The organism is Pseudomonas sp. S31 (assembly GCF_016648105.1).
Taxonomy (GTDB): domain Bacteria; phylum Pseudomonadota; class Gammaproteobacteria; order Pseudomonadales; family Pseudomonadaceae; genus Aquipseudomonas.
In genome coordinates this window covers 1-14,903 of the sequence record NZ_JACVVE010000071.1, presented here as the reverse complement: position 1 = coordinate 14,903, position 14,903 = coordinate 1, and the positions used below count along the sequence as shown (strand labels likewise).

Annotated in this window: 19 protein-coding genes; all 19 read left to right on the top strand. The window is 64.0% G+C overall.

Annotation, left to right across the window (positions count from 1 at the left end):
* Positions 1 to 44: 44 nt before the first annotated feature.
* The 19 genes from IAE37_RS28105 to IAE37_RS28015 all read left to right on the top strand — a co-directional run bounded on the left by IAE37_RS28105 (position 45) and on the right by IAE37_RS28015 (position 14,800).
* On the top strand, positions 45 to 398 hold the full coding sequence (locus tag IAE37_RS28105) for a hypothetical protein (protein WP_236410219.1): 354 nt from the start codon (positions 45 to 47) through the stop codon (positions 396 to 398).
* Positions 399 to 711: 313 nt separating this feature from the next.
* The gene (locus IAE37_RS28100; protein ID WP_201178712.1) at positions 712 to 1,458 is read left to right on the top strand and encodes a LexA family transcriptional regulator; all 747 of its coding nucleotides are present in this window, start codon (positions 712 to 714) and stop codon (positions 1,456 to 1,458) included.
* A gap of 459 nt (positions 1,459 to 1,917) precedes the next feature.
* A complete protein-coding gene (locus IAE37_RS28095; protein WP_201178710.1) occupies positions 1,918 to 2,271 on the top strand; it encodes a phage holin family protein in 354 nt (117 codons plus the stop codon).
* A complete protein-coding gene (locus IAE37_RS28090; protein ID WP_201178709.1) occupies positions 2,268 to 2,765 on the top strand; it encodes a hypothetical protein in 498 nt (165 codons plus the stop codon). The genes IAE37_RS28095 and IAE37_RS28090 overlap by 4 nt, the downstream gene beginning before the upstream one ends.
* Complete coding sequence (locus IAE37_RS28085; RefSeq protein WP_201178708.1) at positions 2,762 to 3,322, top strand: phage baseplate assembly protein V; 561 nt, start codon at positions 2,762 to 2,764, stop codon at positions 3,320 to 3,322. The genes IAE37_RS28090 and IAE37_RS28085 overlap by 4 nt, the downstream gene beginning before the upstream one ends.
* Before the next feature lie 43 nt (positions 3,323 to 3,365).
* Positions 3,366 to 3,692: a GPW/gp25 family protein gene (locus IAE37_RS28080; protein WP_201178707.1), complete on the top strand. Its 327-nt coding sequence runs from the start codon at positions 3,366 to 3,368 to the stop codon at positions 3,690 to 3,692.
* Entirely contained in the window at positions 3,689 to 4,573 is an 885-nt protein-coding gene (locus IAE37_RS28075; RefSeq protein WP_201178706.1) for a baseplate assembly protein, read from the top strand. Before IAE37_RS28080 ends, IAE37_RS28075 begins: the two co-directional genes overlap by 4 nt.
* Positions 4,570 to 5,178, top strand: a complete 609-nt coding sequence (locus tag IAE37_RS28070) for a phage tail protein I (RefSeq protein WP_201178705.1) — start codon at positions 4,570 to 4,572, stop codon at positions 5,176 to 5,178. The genes IAE37_RS28075 and IAE37_RS28070 overlap by 4 nt, the downstream gene beginning before the upstream one ends.
* Complete coding sequence (locus IAE37_RS28065) at positions 5,171 to 7,204, top strand: phage tail protein (protein WP_201178704.1); 2,034 nt, start codon at positions 5,171 to 5,173, stop codon at positions 7,202 to 7,204. Before IAE37_RS28070 ends, IAE37_RS28065 begins: the two co-directional genes overlap by 8 nt.
* 11 nt (positions 7,205 to 7,215) lie before the next feature.
* Positions 7,216 to 7,650: a phage tail assembly chaperone gene (locus IAE37_RS28060; protein WP_201178703.1), complete on the top strand. Its 435-nt coding sequence runs from the start codon at positions 7,216 to 7,218 to the stop codon at positions 7,648 to 7,650.
* 82 nt (positions 7,651 to 7,732) lie between these two features.
* Positions 7,733 to 8,899 (top strand): phage tail sheath subtilisin-like domain-containing protein, encoded by a 1,167-nt coding sequence (locus tag IAE37_RS28055; RefSeq protein WP_201178702.1) that lies wholly within the window; start codon positions 7,733 to 7,735, stop codon positions 8,897 to 8,899.
* A gap of 13 nt (positions 8,900 to 8,912) precedes the next feature.
* On the top strand, positions 8,913 to 9,422 hold the full coding sequence (locus IAE37_RS28050) for a phage major tail tube protein (RefSeq protein WP_201178701.1): 510 nt from the start codon (positions 8,913 to 8,915) through the stop codon (positions 9,420 to 9,422).
* 10 nt (positions 9,423 to 9,432) lie between these two features.
* Positions 9,433 to 9,735, top strand: coding sequence for a phage tail assembly protein (locus IAE37_RS28045; RefSeq protein WP_201178700.1), 303 nt, complete (start codon positions 9,433 to 9,435; stop codon positions 9,733 to 9,735).
* 125 nt (positions 9,736 to 9,860) lie between these two features.
* Positions 9,861 to 11,666, top strand: a complete 1,806-nt coding sequence (locus tag IAE37_RS28040) for a hypothetical protein (protein WP_201178699.1) — start codon at positions 9,861 to 9,863, stop codon at positions 11,664 to 11,666.
* Positions 11,667 to 11,675: 9 nt separating this feature from the next.
* Entirely contained in the window at positions 11,676 to 12,521 is an 846-nt protein-coding gene (locus IAE37_RS28035) for a phage tail protein (RefSeq protein ID WP_201178698.1), read from the top strand.
* Positions 12,496 to 12,702, top strand: a complete 207-nt coding sequence (locus IAE37_RS28030) for a tail protein X (RefSeq protein WP_201178697.1) — start codon at positions 12,496 to 12,498, stop codon at positions 12,700 to 12,702. The genes IAE37_RS28035 and IAE37_RS28030 overlap by 26 nt, the downstream gene beginning before the upstream one ends.
* A gap of 27 nt (positions 12,703 to 12,729) precedes the next feature.
* Positions 12,730 to 13,746 (top strand): phage late control D family protein, encoded by a 1,017-nt coding sequence (locus tag IAE37_RS28025; RefSeq protein ID WP_201178696.1) that lies wholly within the window; start codon positions 12,730 to 12,732, stop codon positions 13,744 to 13,746.
* Between the two features lie 26 nt (positions 13,747 to 13,772).
* Complete coding sequence (locus IAE37_RS28020) at positions 13,773 to 14,318, top strand: glycoside hydrolase family 19 protein (protein ID WP_201178695.1); 546 nt, start codon at positions 13,773 to 13,775, stop codon at positions 14,316 to 14,318.
* Between the two features lie 32 nt (positions 14,319 to 14,350).
* On the top strand, positions 14,351 to 14,800 hold the full coding sequence (locus IAE37_RS28015) for a lysis system i-spanin subunit Rz (protein ID WP_236410216.1): 450 nt from the start codon (positions 14,351 to 14,353) through the stop codon (positions 14,798 to 14,800).
* The last annotated feature ends 103 nt before the right edge of the window (positions 14,801 to 14,903 follow it).

Sequence of the window (14,903 nt, the reverse complement as noted above, 5' to 3'; positions counted from 1 at the left end):
ATCGACGGCGTGATGTACGCCCAGTCCTGGTGGTGCAGGGCAGAATGATGTCGGGACTGCCAAAGGCCTGGCTGGCTGAACTCGATGACAGCTTCGAGCTGATCGTGGACCCTGATGGCCGCGCTGCCGTTCTTGCCGAGATGGCTTTCGCTGCGCACCGCCGGCGCGATGTGGACGATGGTGAGCTATCCGACATGCTCGAGTTCGTCGAGGCGGCTAGGTTGTGGGGTCTGCAGGAGCAGGAGGAGGCCTGGCACCTGGGCATATTTTGTCGCGAGCCTGAGCCCGCCAGAGATGAAGGGGATGGTGAAGCTTTGGCAGAACGCCAGAGAGGGGAGGCTGGGCGGAAGTGGCGCCGGCGCCTTAAGGCGGCAGGGGTTGAGACGATCTCGAACTGATGGCGTAGCTGTCTAATACTGCGCCCGAGGATCTCGGTTGCACTGGGCGAAACTCGCACAAACTCGTCAATGCATATTAGACAGCATCAACGCATAGGCCGCGAACGGCGCGGCCTGAGCTCTGATTTTTCTGCTACTGTTGCATCATCGGGGTATGTGCGGATAGATCAGACATTCAGGGCCTTACAGCGGTCATCTGGTTGGCATTTTTGCGAACCGCGCATTCTACAGGGATTTTTCCTGCAAAGGGGGGCGACGCGGCGCTCTGTCACGCAATCATGCATGGTTGCATTTCCCTGGGTTCGCTTGCATGATGCATGTTATGCAAAAGCGCAACGTAGCCACCGTACTCAGAGAACTGCTCGACCGCCACGGCCTGTCCCCGACGGAGCTGCACCGGCGTACGGGCGTACCGCAATCCACCTTGTCACGCATCCTCAGCGGCAAGATCGTCGACCCGTCCGACAAGCACGTGTCGAAGATTGCCGAGTATTTTGCCGTGAGCACCGATCAGTTGCGCGGCCGGGCCGAGCTGGGCGAGTTCCGTGAGGCGGCCAAACCCGTGCATGGGCACGCGCATCTCAGCGACATCAGCCTGTGGGACGACGAAACCCCCGTCGAGGACGACGAGGTCAGTGTGCCTTTCCTTCGCGAGGTCGAATTGGCAGCCGGATCAGGAAGATTTGTCATCGAGGAAAGCGAGAACGCGCGCTTGCGCTTCGGCAAGCGCAGCTTGCGCCACAATGGCGTGCAGTTCGACCATGCCAAATGCGTCACGGTGCGCGGCAACAGCATGCTGCCGGTGCTGCGCGACGGGGCCACGGTGGGTGTGAACACCGGCAAGTGCGCGATCGGCGACATCATCGATGGCGATCTCTATGCCATCAACCACAACGGCCAACTGCGCGTGAAGCAGGTATATCGCCTACCTACTGGCATCCGCCTGCGCAGCTTCAACCGCGACGAGCATCCGGACGAGGACTACAGCTTCCAGCAGATGCAGGACGAGCAGATCAGCCTGCTCGGCCATGTGTTCTGGTGGGGCATGTACGCCCGTTGATCCTTCCTTCCTGAAGAACCCGCTGCGGCGGGTTTTTTTTCGCTTGTAGAAAAGCCCTACAGCCCAAGCCGCGCATGGCCTCCATGCATTTAAGCAAATTTCCATGCATGGAAATATTCAAAAATGCATTGACTGGATATGCATCCATGCATAATGTGTATCTCAAGCCGGTCAGACACCGGTTGTTACACAGGCAGCGATGAACAGGCCTCGACTGTTCAGAGGGTTGGCAACTGGCCCGGGTGTGCAGCGTAAAGCACCACGATCAGTTATCCGGCGGGCAGATGGCCGCGGTCGGAGTCACCAATTCATGCAAGCAATCGCCCGGCGTCACCAGTCGTGGCCGGCGGTTCGACAACGCATTACTGAAAAGCCTGGGGCACCGGGCTTTTTGGAATGCCGCGTTCCATCCACTGCTCGCTGGCCGACGCCGGTGAGCTTCACACAGGAGACAGGACAGTGACGAACGAGCAACAAGCGTTGCTGGAGATGCCGCTCTGGCTGGTAATCGTCCTGGCATTGCTGGGCGGCCTCAGCGGCGAAATGTGGCGCGCCGACAAGGCCGGAGCCACCGGCTGGTCGCTGCTACGGCGCCTGGTATTGCGCTCCGGGGCCTGCATGGTCTGCGGGGTATCCACGGTGATGCTGCTGTATGCCTGCGGCCTGTCCATCTGGACCGCCAGCGCCTTTGGCTGCCTGACCGCAGTGGGCGGCGCCGACGTGGCCATGGGCTTGTACGAACGCTGGGCGATGAAGCGCCTGGGCCTGCGCGACAGCGGGCCGTCAGCTGAACGATCGAGGGGCGACACATGAACGAATTGGCCACCTTGCATGCGACCGTGACCGCGACCATTCGTGAGTCGATGCCGGACTTGGTATCGGTCGATGCATATACGAACGTAGGAAATGCACTGGAGCGCCCGGCACTGCGCCACGGCGTGGTGCGCATGACCGCCGATGCCGCGCCGCGGGATGGACGCTCGGTACTGATCGCTACCTTCGAGGCGGACATCACCGCCGACAGCGCCAACCCCGAGGCGCGCCTGCAGGGCAGCCTGCTGGCGGCGCAGTTGATGGACCTGTTGCGTCAGCAGCAATGGGGGCTGGAGTTCGTCGAGGCGAGCCGCAACGTGCAGGCGCAGTACGAGGGTAGCGCCTGGAGCGTGAGCTGGGAGCAGCCGGTGCTGTTCGGCGAGCCGCGCTGGGACTGGCCCGACCAACCGCCGGGCAGTCTGCGTCTGGGCTTCAGCCCCGACACTGGGCCGGGCAACCAGGGCCAGTACCTGGCGCCGGAGGACCTGGCATGAGCTACGTCAGCGCAATGCATGACCGCATGCTGGCGTGCCTGGTGATTCCCTGCCGGGTGGTCGCGGTTGACTTGGCTGCGGCGCGGGTGCGGGTTTCGGACGGCGCCGGCTGGACCAGCGCTTGGCTGCGCTGGCATGCCCTGGCGGCGGGTGCGGCGCGCCACTGGCGGGCACCGAGCCTGGGCGAGCAGGGCGTGCTGGTGAGCCCCAGCGGCGAACCGGCCCAGGGCACTTTCATCCCTGGCCTGTACGGCAATGCCGGCCAGGCGCCGGACAACCGTGAACATACCGAGGCGTGGCTTTTCGCCGATGGTGGCTCGCTGGTGTACGACTGGCAGGCCAAGCGCTACGACATCCACCTGCCCAGCGGCAACGCCCGCATCCAGGTCGGCCCGAGCAGCGTGCTGGTCAGCGACGGCGCCATCAGCCTCGACGCCAGCAGCATCCGCCTCACTGGCAACGTCAGCATCGACGGTCCGCTGACCGTCAGCGGCGACATCAACGGCGGTGGGCGGATCATCGATACCGCCGGCAACACCGCCAACCACAAACACTGAGCCCGGAGATTGCCATGCAAAGCAAAACAACCGGAGGTGCGCCGTGATCGGCCTGGACCGCCGCAGCGGCCAGCCGTTGGCGGGCGTCGCCCACCTGCGCCAGTCCATCGAAGACATCCTTTCCACGCCCCTGGGCAGCCGGCGCATGCGCCCGGACTACGGCAGCCAGTTGCGCCGCTATGTCGACCTGCCGGTCAACGAAGGCTGGAAGAGCGCGGTGCAGGCCGAGGTCGCCCGCGCCCTCGGGCGCTGGGAGCCGCGCCTGAAGCTGGAGCGGGTCAAGGTGGTGGCGGTGCTCGATGGCCAGGTCAGCCTGCTGTTGAGCGGTCGTTACCAAGGTGAGGATGCACGGTTGGAGGTGAGCGTATGAGCCAGGTCGACCTGTCGCAGTTGCCGGCGCCGCAGCTGCTCGAAGACCTCGATTTCGAGGCGTTGTACCAGGCCGACCTGGAGACCTTCCGCGAGTACCTGGGCGAGGGCTGGAGCGCAAACCTGGAAAGCGACCCAGTGACCAAGCTGCTGGAGGTGGGAGCCTACCGCAAGCTGCTCGACCGGGCGCGCACCAACGATGCAGCCAAGGCCCTGATGCTGGCCTATGCCCAGGGTACCGACCTCGACCAGTTGGCTGCCAACGTGAGCCTGCAGCGCCTGCTGATCCAGGCCGAGGACCTGACTACCACGCCGCCCACCGAGGCCCTGCTCGAGTCCGACGATGCCCTGCGCGAGCGCGTGCAACTGGTCTACGAAGGCCTGACCACGGCAGGGCCGCGCAACAGCTACATCCTGCATGCCCGCAATGCCTCGGGGCTGGTGGCCGACGCCACCGCGCAGAGCCCGGCACCGGCCGAGGTGGTGGTGAGCGTGCTGGCGCTGGAGGGCAACGGCGAGGCATCGGCTGAACTGTTGCAAACCGTGCAGGCCTACCTGAACGACGACGACGTGCGCCCGGTGGCCGACCGCCTCACGGTGCAGTCGGCCGAGATCCTGCCGTATCGCATCGATGCCTTGGTGTACATGGCGGGCAGCGGCCCGGAGAACGAAGCGGTGCTCGCCGAGTGCCGGGCACGCCTGGAGTCCTGGGTGAATCCCCGGCGCCGCCTGGGGGTGGAGGTGCCGCGCTCGGCTATCGATGCCCAGCTGCATATCAGCGGGGTGGCGCGGGTAGAGCTTCCGGGTTGGGCCGATATCCGTCCCAGCACGGGGCAGGCCGCCTGGTGCGAGGGCTTCACGGTTGAGCGAGGTGGGGCATGAAGAGTCTGCTACCCCTCAACAGCACAGCCCTGGAACGGGCGGTGGAAGCCGCCGGCATCGACAACGCCGCGATCCCCCTGCGCACCTTGTACGACCCCGACACCTGCCCGTCGCACCTGCTGTACCAACTGGCCTGGGCCTGGTCGGTGGACCGCTGGGACGACAGTTGGCCCGACGCGGTCAAGCGCTCGGTGATTCGCTCCTCGTTCAACGTCCACGCCCACAAGGGCACCATCGGTGCCTTGCGCCGGGTGGTCGAGCCGTTCGGCTACCTGATCGAGGTGCAGGAGTGGTGGCAGACCGAGCCGCGCGGCGTGCCGGGCACCTTCGCGGTGAAGGTGGGCGTGGCCGAGGAGGGCATCAGCGAGGAGACCTACCGCGAGCTGTCCTGGCTGATCGACGACGCCCGCCCGGTGAGCCGGCACATGACCGGGCTGGTGATCAGCCTGGAAACCGCTGGCCGGGTGTACCTGGCCACGTCGGTTTGCGAAGGCGACGAACTGGACGTCTACCCGCCACAAGCCAACGACCTGGAGGTCAGCGGCAGCATTGGCCGGGGTGGGCGCGAACACACCATCGACTACCTGGATATTCATTATGGTTGACCAGACTTCACAGTTTTACGCGATCCTGACCAATGTCGGCGCGGCCAAGCAGGCCAATGCCGATGCCCTGGGCATAGCCTGGAAGATAACCGAGATGGCCGTTGGCGATGGCAATCCCGGGAATGTCGATAGCCCGGCGCTGCCGCAGCCTTCGGCAAACTGGACGGCCTTGTTGAATGAATGGCGACGGGCGCCGTTGAATCAGTTGAAGGTCGATGACAAGGACAGCTCGATCATTGTTGCGGAGCAGATCATTCCGGCGGATGTCGGTGGCCGCTGGATTCGCGAGATCGGCTTGTATGACGCGGACGGCGACTTGGTGGCGGTGGCCAACTGTGCGCCGACTTATAAGCCGCTGCTTAGTCAGGGTTCGGGCCGTACCCAGGTGGTGCGGATGAACCTGATCGTGAGCAGCTCCAGCAATGTGCAACTCAAGATCGATCCGAGTGTGGTTCTGGCTACCCGCGAGTGGGTAGAGGGCGAGCTGGCTAAGCAGGACTTTAAGCACTCGGTGCTTGTGGCGACCACGGCAGCCATCGCCTTGAGCGGTTTGCAAACCATTGATGGTGTGGCTCTGTCTGCTGGGGCTCGGGTGTTGGTGAAGAACCAGGCCGCCGCCAAGGACAATGGTTTGTATCTGGTGGTGGCAGGGGGCGCCTGGACGCGGTGCACGGATGCGGATACCAGCACGAAGGTGACACCGGGCATGTTGGTGCTGGTCGAGCGAGGTACGGTAAATGCTGACAGTGCATGGCAGCTGCTGACTGATGCGCCGATCACCCTGGGTGTGACCGCCTTGGACTACGGTATGGCATTCGGCCGTACTGGGGTAGCTGCTGGAACATATCAGGTCGTGAAAGTCGACGCCTATGGCCGAGTGATTGAGGGAGGTAACCCAACCACGCCAGCTCAATTCGACGCCACTACAAAGGTCGCGACCACGGAATTTGTGCAGCGAGCCCTAGGCAACTTTCGGTTCTCGGTTTACAACATTTCCGCCAGTCGCGCGCTGACTGTTGACGACCTTGGCTCGACACTCGCGACCAATACCGCAAACAACATAACGCTGACTCTGCCTAACGTTTCAGATGTACCGGGCGGCGCTGCGCTGCATATCTACAACCAAGGTTCAGGTACGACCTCGTTGGTGCCAACGACCAATGGTGGTGTGATCCGAGCCGGTAACGGAAGTGTCGCTACCATGGTGCTGCTGCCTGGCGACACGGTGACTCTTGTGCGGGTTCCGGGTGATGGGGTCTGGTATGCATTACACGGCAGTGTGGCTAATCGTTTTTCAGGAGCAATGAAAAGTGCCGTCTGGACCACTCCGCCTCAATTCGAAGCGACTACAAAGCTAGCCACTGCTGAGTTCGTACAGCGGGCCCTTGGTAATCACAGTGGTGTTCTTCTTCTTATGGACACTGTTTCGCTCAGAGCAGAGCACTGCGGTATGCAGTTGGTGGGATCCACCGGTATGGCCGGGAAAACCGTCACCCTGCCACCTACTTCCGCGATCCCTGCGGGGGCCACAATTCACATTTCCGCAGGCGCTAACGTAACGCCAATGACAGTGGCGGCTGCCGCAGGCGATCTAATTGCGCCTGGGGTTGGTGGCTCTACTACTTCGGTGCAGTCGTTCCAGATGGAAGCTGTCGACTCTGTGAGTCTCGTTTCTCTCGGGGCTGCTTGGCGAATTGTAGGAGGTACGCAACTTAACAAGCACTCGAAGCAGTTCGCGGGCTCTACCTCGACCACTAGTGGCGTTTCCAGGCTACCGAATGGACTCATGTTCCAAACCGGCACTGTTGCTCACGCTGCCTTTACTAACGCACTTGGGGTTGCGATCAGCTTCCCGACGGCATTCCCAGTCGCTTGCATTGGGTGTATGGCCATCAGCGATGCTGGGCTGTGCGGGGTCGACATGAATGGATTCAATATCGTCAACAGCAGCGCTACGGTCTATTCCCGTGACAGTGGTGGGATGGGTGTGGCTGGGACTTTGTTCTGGATAGCCATTGGCTACTGAGGGTGGTGACAATGAGAGTTTTCTATTCCCCTAGCATGGCTGGGTTCTATACGGATGAAATCAACGGGGATAACTATCCTTCGGATGCTGTTGAAATCAGCGAGGAGGAGTGGCGACAGCTTCTTGAAGAGGCAAGCCAAGGGAGAATCATCGTTGCTGATAGCTTGGGCAAGCCTGTCGCAATGGATCGGCCGCCCGAGAGTGTTGCACAAATGGCTTCTCGCGAGCGCGCTTGGCGTGACGCCGAGGTTTCGGAAACTGAATGGCTTGTGAGCCGTCATCGCGACGAACAGTACATGCAGCTGGCCACCACCCTGACCGCCGAGCAGTTCGCCGAGCTGCTGATGTATCGCCAGGCCCTGCGCGACTGGCCCCAGACCGAGGCATTCCCTGACTCGACGCAGCGCCCGGTGGCGCCGCCCTGGATCGCTGAGCAAACCCACTAACGCCCCGCACCGCCGGGGCGTTTTCTTTTCCGCTGTACCACCTGGCCCCGCACCGCGGGGCCTTTTTGCATCTGGAGTATTTATGACTGGATTCTTTCACGGCGTCACCGTAACAAACGTCGATACCGGCGCCCGCAGCATCGCGCTGCCGTCGTCCTCGATCATCGGCCTGGTCGACACCTTCACCCCCGGCACCGATGCCACGGCCCAACCCAACGACCTGGTGCTGATCACCAGCGAACGCGAAGCAGTGGCGGCGTTCGGCCAGAACTCGGCCATCACCAAGGCCTGCCGCGCCATCTACACCCGTGCCAAGGCGGTCATCGTCGCCTGTGGCGTGGCCAAGCTGGAAGACGCCGCCGAGCAAACCTCGGCAATCATCGGCAGCGTCCAGGCCGACGGCAAACGCACCGGCCTGCAGGCGCTGCTCGATGGCAAGAGCCGCTTCAACGCCCAGCCGCGCCTGCTGGCCACCCCCGGCCACAGCGCCACCCAGGCCGTGGGCACTGCCCTGGTGGCGCTGGCCGACAAGCTGCGCGGTATCGCCATTCTCGATGGCCCGAACACCACCGACGAGGCCGCCATTGCATACGCCGAGAACTTCGGCGCCAAGCGCGCCTTCCTGGTCGACCCGGGCGTGCAGTACTGGGACACCGGCGATGAAGCCACAGTGGATGCGCCTGCCTCGGCCTGGGTCGCCGGCCTGTTCGCCTGGACCGACAGCGAGTACGGCTTCTGGGCCTCGCCGTCGAACAAGGAATTCGCCGGCATCACCGGCACCACCCGCGCGGTGGAGTTTCTCGATGGCGACGACACCTGCCGCGCCAACCTGCTGAACAACGCCAACATCACCACCATCATCCGCGACGACGGCTTCCGCCTGTGGGGCAACCGCACTCTGTCGAGTGACCCGAAATGGGCGTTCGTCACCCGGGTGCGGACCATGGACATCGTCATGGACGCGATCCTCTACGGCCACAAGTGGGCCGTCGACCGCTCCATCACCGCCACCTACGTCAAGGACGTCACCGAAGGCCTGCAGGCCTTCATGCGCGACCTGAAGAACCAGGGCGCGATCATCAACTTCGAGGTGTTCGCCGACCCGGACCTGAACACCGCCAGCCAGCTGGAGCAGGGCAAGGTTTACTGGAACATCCGCTTCACCGACGTCCCGCCTGCCGAAAACCCCAATTTCCGCGTCGAAGTCACCAACCAGTGGCTGACCGAAGTCCTCGATTCCGCCGCCTAAGGAGCGCACACACATGGCAATGATTCCCGAAACCCTGGCCAACCTGAACCTGTTCGTCGATGGCGTCAGCTTCCAGGGCGATGTCCCCAGCCTCACTCTGCCCAAGCTCACCCTGAAGATGGAAGAGCATCGCCCCGGTGGGCTGGACATGCCGGTCGAAATGGACCTGGGCATGGAGAAACAGGAAGCGGCATTCACCACCACTGGCGTACGCCGCGAAGCGCTGAAGTTCTTCGGCCTGGCCGATGGCAGTGGCTTCAACGGCACCTTCCGCGGCGCCTTCAAGGGCCTCAAGGGCGCGATCAACCCGGTCGTGGTGACCCTGCGCGGCAGCCTCAAGGAAATCGACATGGGCGACTGGAAGTCCGGTGAAAAGGCCGAGATCAAGCACAGCGTCGGCCTGACCTACTACAAGCTCGAAGTCGATGGTCGGGTGATCTACGAGATCGATGCCCTGGGCATGAAACGGGTAATCGACGGCGTCGACCAACTAGCCGCCCAGCGCGCTGCCCTCGGCCTTTAAGGAGAACACCATGGCTCAAGCGAAACAACCGCCACAGTGGCTGACCCTGGACAGCGAGCGCGTGACCGTGCGCTTGTCGCGCCCCAGCGAAGCCAATGGCGTGCAGGTCGACAGCCTGACGTTGCGCGCGCCCACGGTGCGCGATATCCGCAATGCCCAGGCCGGTGGCGGCACTGATGACGAGCAGCGCGAGCTGAACCTGTTCGCGTCGCTGGCAGAGGTTGGTATCAAGGACCTCGAAAGCCTCGCCCTGAAAGACTATAGCCGCCTGCAAAGCGGCTATTTTCGCCTGGTGCAGGACGACGAAATTTGACCCGGCCCGGCAGAAGGCCGCCGCCAGGCGGCTGGCCAAGGAGCTGAACTTTTCCGCGAGCGAAATCATGACCATGTCGTACAGCGACATGGTCTGGTGGCTCGCCTCGTGACAAGGAGGACTCCATGGCGAACACACAGGTGTTCACCCTCGGGCTCGGCGTCACCGCTTCCAATCCGCTGGGCAATGCCATCGAGCAGCTGCGCCGGGATCTCCAACGCCTGCGTAGGCAGACTGACGGCACCCGGCTCGGCAGGCTCATCGGCGAGGTGATTCGCCTGGGTCTGGAACTGGGCAAGGTGCGCCAGGCCGAACGCGAGTTGGCGTTGGATCAGGAGCAGCGAAACGAAGAGCAGATCGCCCAATTGGACGATGAAGTCGATGCTGTCGAGCGTCTGCGTCGACATTACCTGTTGTTAGACCAGGTGATCGCCGGGCTGGCGCGGTGGAAACCGCTGCAAAGCCAGCCGACGGTGATCGTCGTCCAGCAGTCGTTGTGGGTCATGCAAGGGCAGCGTGGTGCCGCAGTGAGCAGGGCGCAAGACAGCCCGCCTGCGCCCACGTCCCCCAAGCAAGATACGCTGGGCACTGTGCTTAGGGGCGCGGCGGTGGTAGCCAGCGCAGGAGGGGCCGCGGTCGTTGGCGCCTATGCTGCGCGTGAAGGCCTGCGGCGCATGCCGCCCAATACCCAGCGAAGGGTCGACAAGATTGCTCGCAAGCAAGTAAAGGACAATCTCGGTGGGACCCTCGGCAATATCGGCAAGGCGCTGATCACCGGCGAGGACGGTGAGGCAAAGGCAAAAGGTGTCGGCGGCGCGATCGGCGAGTTCGGTGGGCGCTTGCTGGGCGCAGTGGGGCCCCGATTGTTCAAGAGCAAGTGGGCGAGGAAATACGGCGCCGATTTAGGTGGGACATTGGGCGAGATCGCTGGCGAGGCGGTCGCGGGCAAGTTCTACAGCTGGGTCAGCCGGGGCGGCAAGGAGCAGCCGAGTGCTGGCGGAGTACCTGACCGATTGGTGGCGGATGGCGGAACCGTACCGGCGCAGGGGCAACCTCAGCAGGAGGCCACGGTTGTTGCGGGTACCGCTGTTGTCGCCAGCCGCCTTGTGGTCTTTGAAATCGGCGATGCGGCTATGGGAGGTTCGTCCGCTGCTATCGCTCAGGATGGAAGTTCCAATCCCCCTGGCAGCGGACCCTCGTCGGTACCCCAGGAATCGACCGGCGATGCAACGTTACCTTCAGTCAGCGTAAGCCCTGCGGCGTGGGCCATCCCGACGATGTTGCCTGCACTCGCCAGGCCCAGGATTGGCGCGAGCCTGCAGCTGCCCAAGGCCGCAAAACTGCTCAAGGGCGCTCCTGCCATGGCTGTGCTGGATTCCGCGCTGCAAGTGGTTGATACCTACACCAGCGACGGCACGACAGCGCAGAAGATGGAAGGCTATGGTTCGGCGGCCGGAGGCCTTGGCGGGACGTTCGCCGGCATGGCGGCAGGTGCTGCGCTCGGCTCGGTGGTGCCGGTGCTCGGTACGGCACTCGGTGGCCTGATCGGAGGCGTAGTGGGCGGGATCGGTGGTGATGCGGTTGGCGGTTGGTTAGGCCGGGTCGTGGCTTCCATCACAGGCAACGACACGCCAGCTGCGGGCCCAGGCACTGCAAAGCAGCCGCTTGTGCCTACCCAGGCTAGTGCATCTGCTGAAAGCCCTCCCGGCTCGTCGGCTACGCCTGCCGCGACGGCAGTCGTGCCGCAGGCAGCACCAGCACCCACCATCAACCAGCAATTCACCTTCACCGCCAACATGCCGGTGACCTTCACCAACACCTTCGACGACCCGACCACCCTGCAACAACTGGAAGCCATCGCCCGCCGGGTGCTGGATGACCTGATGCGGCAGGCGCGTGCGGTGCAGATGGTCGACCAACCACAACCATGAGGAGAACCCATGACCTACCTGGAACAGTTGCAAGGCGGCTTGCATGCACTGGTCAAGGCGGGCGAGGAGGGGCGTCGGCGTGCCGACGCCATGCTCGAGCCGATGGACCAGGCGGTTGGCCATGTGCAAGAGGCGGCCGCCGAGCTGGAAGCGCTGCCCTGGATCGGCCCGGCGATCGGCAGGCGCCTGCAACGCACGATGCGCGCGATCGACTCGGCCAAGCAACGTGTGGACAAGGTGATCGCCCAGTACGACCAGACCGTCGAAGTGGTGCGCAAGGTGCGTGACCGTGTCGATGCGTTCGCCGAGCACCTGGGCAAGGCCGGCGCGGCGATTCGCCGAGTGATCGGCGATGCGCAGGCTGTGGCCAGCGGCGTGATGTCCGCGCTCGGCTTCGCACCGTTGACCACCCCGGCCGCCGAAGCCATCACGCCATTTCCCCATCTTCTGGTGCTGCAGCCGCTCAAGGCCAATGCCGCGCCTTACTACTTCAACCTCGACACCGCCGCCTTCGACCAGTTGCGTCGGCAAACGCGCTTTCGCTGGGCTGGGCAGGAGCGCCTGAGCCGGGAAAACGCCCAGCAGGCCGTGAGCCTGGGCGAAGAAACCATCAGCATCCGTGGCGCCATCTTCCCCGGTTTCAAGGGTGGCCTCGGCCAGTTGCAGACCCTGCGCGACATCGGCCGCCAGTTGCTGCCGCTGTCGCTGACCACAGGCTATGGCGAAGTGCTCGGCACCTGGTGCCTGACCAGCATCGAGGAAGACCAGGGTGCCCTGCTGGCCGGAGGCATCCCGCGCAAACAAGGTTTCTCACTGGAGTTCGTCAGCTATGGCCAAGACCTGCAGAACCTCTGAGGGCGACGTCCTCGACACGCTTTGCCAGCACTACTACGGCCACCTCAACGGCACCGTCGAGGCGGTGCTTGAAGCCAACCAGGGCTTGGCCGACGAGGCCCAGCCGTTTCGCAGCGGCGTGCTGATCCGCTTGCCCGAGGTCAGCGCGCCGACCACGGCCACCGTCCAGTTGTGGGACTGATGGCGCAACCGCAACGGAGCCACATGCATGCAACCGCAATTTCGCATCGTTGCCGATGGCAACGACATCACCCCGCAGATCAACGACCGCCTGCTGTTGCTGCGCACCACCGACAAACCCGGCATGGAGTCGGACGACTTCGAGTTGCGCATCGACGCCCGCGACGGAGTCGTGGCCTTGCCGGCCCGGGGGGCAGCGATCGAGGTGCACCTGGGCTACGCCGGGCAACCCCTGGCTCGCCTGGGGCGCTACACGGTGGACGAGGTGGAGCTGTCCGGTCCGCCGGACACCCTGGTCATTCGTGGCAAGGCCAGCGACCTGCGAGGCAGCGGGCGGACCATCCGCAGCGGTAGCTGGGAGGCCGTGCCTATGCAACGTATCGTCGCCGAGATCGGTGCACGCAATGGCTGGCAGGCGATCTGCCCGGTGCTCACCCAGGTGGCGCGGGTCGACCAGTACAACGAATCGGACTTCAACTTCGTCACCCGCCTGGCCCGCCAGTACGACTGCACCGCCAAGCTCGGCAATGGCCAGTTGCTGGTGCTGCCGCGCCAGGCCGGGCAGAGCGCCAGCGGCAAGCCGTTGGGCGTGGTCGGCGTGACCCGCGCCGAGGTCAGCCAGTGGCAGTTTCGCCTGGACGACAAGGCGGCGCGCACCACGGTGCGCACCCGCTACCAGGACCCCGCCAGCGGCGAGCAGCAGGTGGTGGAACTGGCCAACGGTCAGGCGGCCAACGGCCAGCACCCGGTGCACACCGACCGCCACCTGTACCCCGACCGCAGCGCCGCCGAGCACGCCGCCCGGGCACGCCTGGCCAGCTTCAACCGCGACACCGCCAGCGTGCGCCTGGACCTGCCTGGGCGCACCGACCTGTTCGCCGAGCGCAGCATTGCCGTGGAAGGCTTTACCGATGGGCTTGACGGCCAATACCTGATCGACTCGGTGGAACAGGCTTTCACCGCCTCCGGCTGGCGTACCACCGTGCAATGCAACGGCGGCAAGGCGGGCAAGGTGCAGGCCAAGGGCAGCGTCAGGCGGCGCTGACAGGCGAACCAATGGAAAGGGGATCAATGATGCTCACTGAAAAACAACTGTTGCAGATTTTGCCTAACGCTCGCGCCTTCGCAGGTGCTTTCTTGCCTGCGCTCAACGCCAGCATGCCGCGTTGGCAGATCGACAACCCTGAGCGCGTGGCGGCATTCCTGGCCCAGGTGGGTCATGAGTCCGGCCAGTTGCGGTATGTGCGGGAACTTGGCAGCGACCGCTACCTGGCCCGTTACGACACAGGCAGCCTTGCGCTGCGCCTGGGCAATACCGCCGATGGTGATGGCCAGCGCTATCGTGGGCGCGGGCTGATCCAGGTTACCGGGCGCAACAACTACCAGGCTTGCAGCCGTGCCCTGTTCGGCGACGAGCGTCTGCTCGAACAGCCGGAGTTGCTCGAGGAGCCGCTCTGGGCTTGTGAGTCGGCGGCCTGGTTCTGGCAATCGCGGGGGCTCAATGCGCTGGCCGACCGGAGCGAGTTCAACCGTATCACCCGGCTCATCAATGGCGGGCTCAACGGCTTGGAGGACCGCCTCAAACTATGGGCGCGGGCGCGGGAGGTACTGTGCTGAGTCGTGTGCAGTTGGCCGTTTGTGGCTTGCTGATGTTCGCCTGCGCCGCGCTCGGCTGGCAGGCTCAGGGCTGGCGCTGTGGTCGCATGATGGCAGAGCAGGGTGAGACACGGGCCCAGGCGCTGGTGGTGCAGCTGCAAGGCGAACGCGAACAGCGCCATGGCTTGGAGCAGCGCCTTCGCGACACTGAAAGCCGCCATTTCAAGGAGTTGAGCGATGCGCAACAGTCTCAAGCGCGCCTGCGTGATCGCCTGGCTACTGCCGATGTGCGCTTGTCGGCCCTGGTCGAGCGCGATGACGCCTGCGCCGCTGTGCCTGCCGCCACCGGCGCCGCCGGCGTGGATCATGGCGCCGTACGCGCCCGACTTGAGCCAACGCATGCTGGACGAATTATCGCCATTACCGATGACGGGGACCGGGGATTGATAGCCCTGCGCGGGTGTCAGGATTATGTGCGGGAGGTGCTTGGGCGTGCGCGTTAGTCTTTTATAGGTGGAGCTTGTTGCGCTTGCCATGGCATCGGCTCAAGCGCACACACTCGCGAAGCACCCCCGATTTCCCCCGCCCCACCCCAAAGCCCGCCCC

Excerpts from the sequence above, each read along its gene's own strand:
- IAE37_RS28105 (WP_236410219.1), top strand. The coding sequence starts at position 45 with ATGATGTCGGGACTGCCAAAGGCCTGGCTGGCTGAACTCGATGACAGC.
- IAE37_RS28100 (WP_201178712.1), top strand. The coding sequence starts at position 712 with ATGCATGTTATGCAAAAGCGCAACGTAGCCACCGTACTCAGAGAACTG.
- IAE37_RS28090 (WP_201178709.1), top strand. The coding sequence starts at position 2,268 with ATGAACGAATTGGCCACCTTGCATGCGACCGTGACCGCGACCATTCGT.
- IAE37_RS28085 (WP_201178708.1), top strand. The coding sequence starts at position 2,762 with ATGAGCTACGTCAGCGCAATGCATGACCGCATGCTGGCGTGCCTGGTG.
- IAE37_RS28075 (WP_201178706.1), top strand. The coding sequence starts at position 3,689 with ATGAGCCAGGTCGACCTGTCGCAGTTGCCGGCGCCGCAGCTGCTCGAA.
- IAE37_RS28070 (WP_201178705.1), top strand. The coding sequence starts at position 4,570 with ATGAAGAGTCTGCTACCCCTCAACAGCACAGCCCTGGAACGGGCGGTG.
- IAE37_RS28065 (WP_201178704.1), top strand. The coding sequence starts at position 5,171 with ATGGTTGACCAGACTTCACAGTTTTACGCGATCCTGACCAATGTCGGC.
- IAE37_RS28060 (WP_201178703.1), top strand. The coding sequence starts at position 7,216 with ATGAGAGTTTTCTATTCCCCTAGCATGGCTGGGTTCTATACGGATGAA.
- IAE37_RS28055 (WP_201178702.1), top strand. The coding sequence starts at position 7,733 with ATGACTGGATTCTTTCACGGCGTCACCGTAACAAACGTCGATACCGGC.
- IAE37_RS28050 (WP_201178701.1), top strand. The coding sequence starts at position 8,913 with ATGGCAATGATTCCCGAAACCCTGGCCAACCTGAACCTGTTCGTCGAT.
- IAE37_RS28045 (WP_201178700.1), top strand. The coding sequence starts at position 9,433 with ATGGCTCAAGCGAAACAACCGCCACAGTGGCTGACCCTGGACAGCGAG.
- IAE37_RS28040 (WP_201178699.1), top strand. The coding sequence starts at position 9,861 with ATGGCGAACACACAGGTGTTCACCCTCGGGCTCGGCGTCACCGCTTCC.
- IAE37_RS28035 (WP_201178698.1), top strand. The coding sequence starts at position 11,676 with ATGACCTACCTGGAACAGTTGCAAGGCGGCTTGCATGCACTGGTCAAG.
- IAE37_RS28030 (WP_201178697.1), top strand. The coding sequence starts at position 12,496 with ATGGCCAAGACCTGCAGAACCTCTGAGGGCGACGTCCTCGACACGCTT.
- IAE37_RS28025 (WP_201178696.1), top strand. The coding sequence starts at position 12,730 with ATGCAACCGCAATTTCGCATCGTTGCCGATGGCAACGACATCACCCCG.
- IAE37_RS28020 (WP_201178695.1), top strand. The coding sequence starts at position 13,773 with ATGATGCTCACTGAAAAACAACTGTTGCAGATTTTGCCTAACGCTCGC.
- IAE37_RS28015 (WP_236410216.1), top strand. The coding sequence starts at position 14,351 with ATGTTCGCCTGCGCCGCGCTCGGCTGGCAGGCTCAGGGCTGGCGCTGT.